Here is a 3570-nt window from a genome sequence, read left to right as displayed (position 1 = left end):
GATATGATCGACGTCGGGCTTCTGCATCAGCTCCAGGAACTGGCGCGCATAGGCGCTGAGCGACTCGACGTAGCGCCGCTGGCCCTCGGCATAGATGGTGTCGAAGGCGAGGCTGGACTTGCCCGAGCCGCTGAGGCCGGTGATCACCGTCAGCGTATCGCGCGGGATGTCGATGTCGACGCCCTTGAGGTTGTGCTCGCGCGCGCCGCGGACACTGATGTGACTCAGCATGGGGAACACCGATGCTGAGGGATGGAGGTCAGAGGCATGAGGCGGGTTCTACTTGTGTTCCGGTGACAGGGCCAGCGTCCAACATAGTCCAGTGGCCACGGGATTGCATCGCCCCGGCGGTGTCCTATGTCGACGATACACGAGTGCAGGAGTCGATGGATGGGCAAAAAGAAGGACAAGGCGGACAGGGCCGAAAAGGCCGGCCGCATCCCCAAGCGCATCGGCGGGGTGAAGCTGCCCAAGGAGCTTCGGCACAAGGGCGAGGCGCTGCTCGCCAGGGCGACGAGCCCGGAGGGTCGCGCGGCGCTCGCCAAGGGGCTGACGGTGGCGGCGACCTTCGCCAACCTCGCGGTCGAGCACGGCAAGACGGCTGCTCCCAAGCCGGCGGCGAGGCCCGACGCGGCCGCTGCGCCGGCCAACGACGCGGCGCCTGCGTCGCCAATCGATCCGCAAAAGGTCGCGGAGGCGGTGTCGACGGTGGCCAACGAAGTGCTCGGGCGGCTGTTCGGGGGCAAGAAGGCGTAGTTTAGCCGATTGCCGGACCGACAGGCGACGACTAGCCTCGCTGCTCCTGCCAGGAGCCGCGTCCATGACCACCCTCACCCGTCCCGATGCCGTGCCCGAGCCGGCGGACTTCCACCTGTCGCGGCGCATGGCCGTGTCGATGTTCTTCGCGGGCTACGCGCTCGCCGCCTGGTCGGCCGAGGCGGCACCGATCACCACGCCCGAGGGCGGGCTGGTGATCGACGAGGTGCTGATCCCCAATGGCGCCCCGCACCCGCTGCCCGCCTATGTCGCGCGGCCCAAGGCGAAGGGGCGGCACGCGGCGGTGATCGTGGCCAACGAGATCTTCGGCGTCCACGCCTATATCAAGGACATCTGCCGCCGGCTGGCGCGCGAGGGTTATGTCGCGATCGCGCCCGATTTCTTCTACCGCTCGGGCGTCAACCTGCCGGCGCTGACCGACATCAAGGCGATCTTGCCCGTCGTGCAGCAGGCCTCCGTCGAGCAGGTCGACGGCGACGTGCGCGCGACCTCCGCCTGGCTGAAGGCGCAGCCTTTCGCCAAGCCGGGCGCGATCGGCGTCACCGGCTTCTGCTGGGGCGGTGCGGTGGCGTGGCGCGCGGCGATGACCGACCCGGACGTCAAGGCCGCGGTCGCCTGGTATGGGCAGCTGAAGCCACTGGTCGCGCGCGCGGGCGAGCTGCACGCCCCGGTGCTGGGCCTGTACGGCGCGCTCGATCAGGGCATACCGCAAACCGATGTCGAGGCGATGCGCGCCGCGCTCAAGGCGGCAGGCAAGCCGGCCGAGATCGTGGTCTATCCGGACGCGCCGCACGGCTTCCACGCCGATTATCGCGACAGCTATCGCGAGGCGGACGCCAAGGACGGCTGGGCGCGGCTGCTGCGGCACTTCCGGGCGAACGGCGTGAGCTGAACGCGACGGCCGGCACGTCCGGCCTCCACCGCGCCGGCCGGCCGGCGCGCCTCGCGCCCGTCCGACGGCGCGGCTTTGCCGCGGCGGGCAGCGGATCCGGGCTCAAGGCCGGGGTTACGGGGCGTCGGTCGCTCGTTCGTCGCCCGGTCGCGGCGCGCGTGAACCGGTGCGATGCGACGCTAGCGGTCCCGCATCGCCGGCGGGCATCGGGTCCGCCGCGTCGTTTCAGGATCGTTCGCCATGACCCGCCTCGCCACCACCGCCGCGGCGCTGCTGCTGACGCTCACGAGTGCCAGCGTCGCGCTGCTCGCCGCTACCTCGCCCGCGCTCGCCCACGCCGCCTTTTGAGGCGCGTCGCCAGGCGAGGGATTGCCGATTGAGCTGGTGGAGATCCAATTCCCCGGCCGCCACCGCCTCCGCCATCGTCACCGCCGCCAGCAGCCGCGCGGTGGCGAGATGCCGATAAGCCGGGCACCCTGAGACGTGATCGTACCAGCACCCGCCGACCGCATGGTCGAGCAGGATGCGCTGGAAGCAATGGTCGGCGCGGACCGGCCAGCCACGCAGCGCGGCCAGCGCGGGCAGCTCCTCGCGCGTCAACCGGCGCCAGCGCGCCTCGATCGTGGCACGGTCCATGCGGCGGGAGCGCGTGGGCGGCCGGCGCGTTCCTTCGGCCATGTGCCTCCTGCTAGCCGTATTGCTCGCTGCCGCCGTTCCGTCGACCCTGCCGACCGACGGGCATCCCTTCGCCGCCTTGCCGATGGCGGGCGGCACGATCGTGTCGGTGACCGCCAACGGCCGGCCGGACAGCGCGACGGAACTGCGCGTGTTCGCGCCGGACGGGACGCCGCGCTGCTTCCAGCCGCTGCCGGCGGCGCAGGCGTTCGGGATGGCGGCGACGCCGGACGGGCGCGGGCTGCTGGTCGCGGCGGGCGACGCGGGGCTGGTGCTGCTCGACCTTGCACGGGCGATGAGCTGCCATGCGACGCCGGTGACGGTGCCGATCGGGCCGGCAGGCGGGCATGAGGGCAGCTTCGACGTGGCGGTGAGCGCGGACGGCCGCTTCGCCTTCGTCGCCGACGAGACCGGCATCGCCGGGCAGGATGCGGCAGGTAAGGACCTGCGCGGCGACGTCGGCGTGGTGGCGCTGTCGCCGGGCGCGGACGCGGCGCGCGTGGTGACGCGAATCCCGACGGGCGGCGACGCGGTGGCCGGGCTGGCGCTGTCGCCGGACGGGCGCCGGCTGTTCGTGACGAGCGAGGTGGCGCGACCGGGCGTGCGCGCGGGCGGGCTGAAGGACCGGCGGCTCGCGCATGGCGGCTGTCGGCAGGGCAATGGACCGGCAATGGCGTTCGGTCTGCTGTCGGTGATTGACGTCGCCAGGGCCGAGGCCGGGGCGGCGGACGCGGTGGTGAACGCGACGGCGGCGGGCTGCTCGCCGGTGCGCGTCGTCGCCTCGCCGGACGGGGCGACGGTCTGGGTCGCGGCGCGTGGGGACGATCGCGTGCTGGCATTCGATGCGCGCACGCTCGCGCTGCTCGGATCCGGCGACAGCGGCGGCAAGGCGCCGGTCGGGCTGGCGCTGTTCGCGGGCGGGACGCGGCTGGCGGTGGCGAACTCCAACCGCTTCGCGGGGCCTGGCGCGACGGGGAGCCTGGCGATCCTCGACGCGGCGCCGAGCGGCCCGCGCGTGCTGCGGAGCGTGCCGGCGGGTCACTTCCCGCGCTCGATCGGCGTGGGCGCGGACGGGCGGACGCTGTTCGTGACCGCGTTCAACGGCGGGGAGGTGGCGATGATGGATGGCGGGTGAGGTGGCGCCCGGCAGGTCAAGGCCGCTCGCCTCACTCGATGTCCGTTTGGTGGAGGCTGTGTGAGAACATCGTTGCCAGCGGCGGTCGTCA

5 protein-coding genes are annotated in these 3570 nt (G+C 72.5%); 3 read left to right on the top strand and 2 right to left on the bottom strand.

All coding sequences use genetic code 11. The features are described 5' to 3' along the window. On the bottom strand, window positions 1-231 hold a 231-nt coding region (locus ACFE64_RS15405), incomplete at its 3' end, for a hypothetical protein (RefSeq protein ID WP_375393334.1). Window positions 232-390: 159 nt separating this feature from the next. Here ACFE64_RS15405 and ACFE64_RS15400 point away from each other — a divergent pair. Continuing rightward, a complete protein-coding gene (locus ACFE64_RS15400; protein WP_375393333.1) occupies window positions 391-756 on the top strand; it encodes a hypothetical protein in 366 nt (121 codons plus the stop codon). A 64-nt stretch (window positions 757-820) separates the two neighbouring features. Next, window positions 821-1669 (top strand): dienelactone hydrolase family protein, encoded by an 849-nt coding sequence (locus ACFE64_RS15395; protein WP_375393332.1) that lies wholly within the window; start codon window positions 821-823, stop codon window positions 1667-1669. A gap of 225 nt (window positions 1670-1894) precedes the next feature. Here the strand turns inward: ACFE64_RS15395 and ACFE64_RS15390 are convergent, their stop codons facing one another. Continuing rightward, window positions 1895-2347, bottom strand: coding sequence for a hypothetical protein (locus ACFE64_RS15390; protein WP_375393331.1), 453 nt, complete (start codon window positions 2345-2347; stop codon window positions 1895-1897). Between ACFE64_RS15390 and ACFE64_RS15385 the strand changes: the two genes are divergently transcribed. Then, window positions 2346-3479, top strand: a complete 1134-nt coding sequence (locus ACFE64_RS15385; protein WP_375393330.1) for a YncE family protein — start codon at window positions 2346-2348, stop codon at window positions 3477-3479. The two genes, ACFE64_RS15390 and ACFE64_RS15385, sit on opposite strands and share 2 nt — an antisense overlap. Window positions 3480-3570: the final 91 nt, after the last annotated feature.

Source organism: uncultured Sphingomonas sp., from assembly GCF_964250165.1.
Taxonomy (GTDB): domain Bacteria; phylum Pseudomonadota; class Alphaproteobacteria; order Sphingomonadales; family Sphingomonadaceae; genus Sphingomonas.
This window is presented reverse-complemented; position numbering and strand designations above follow the sequence as displayed.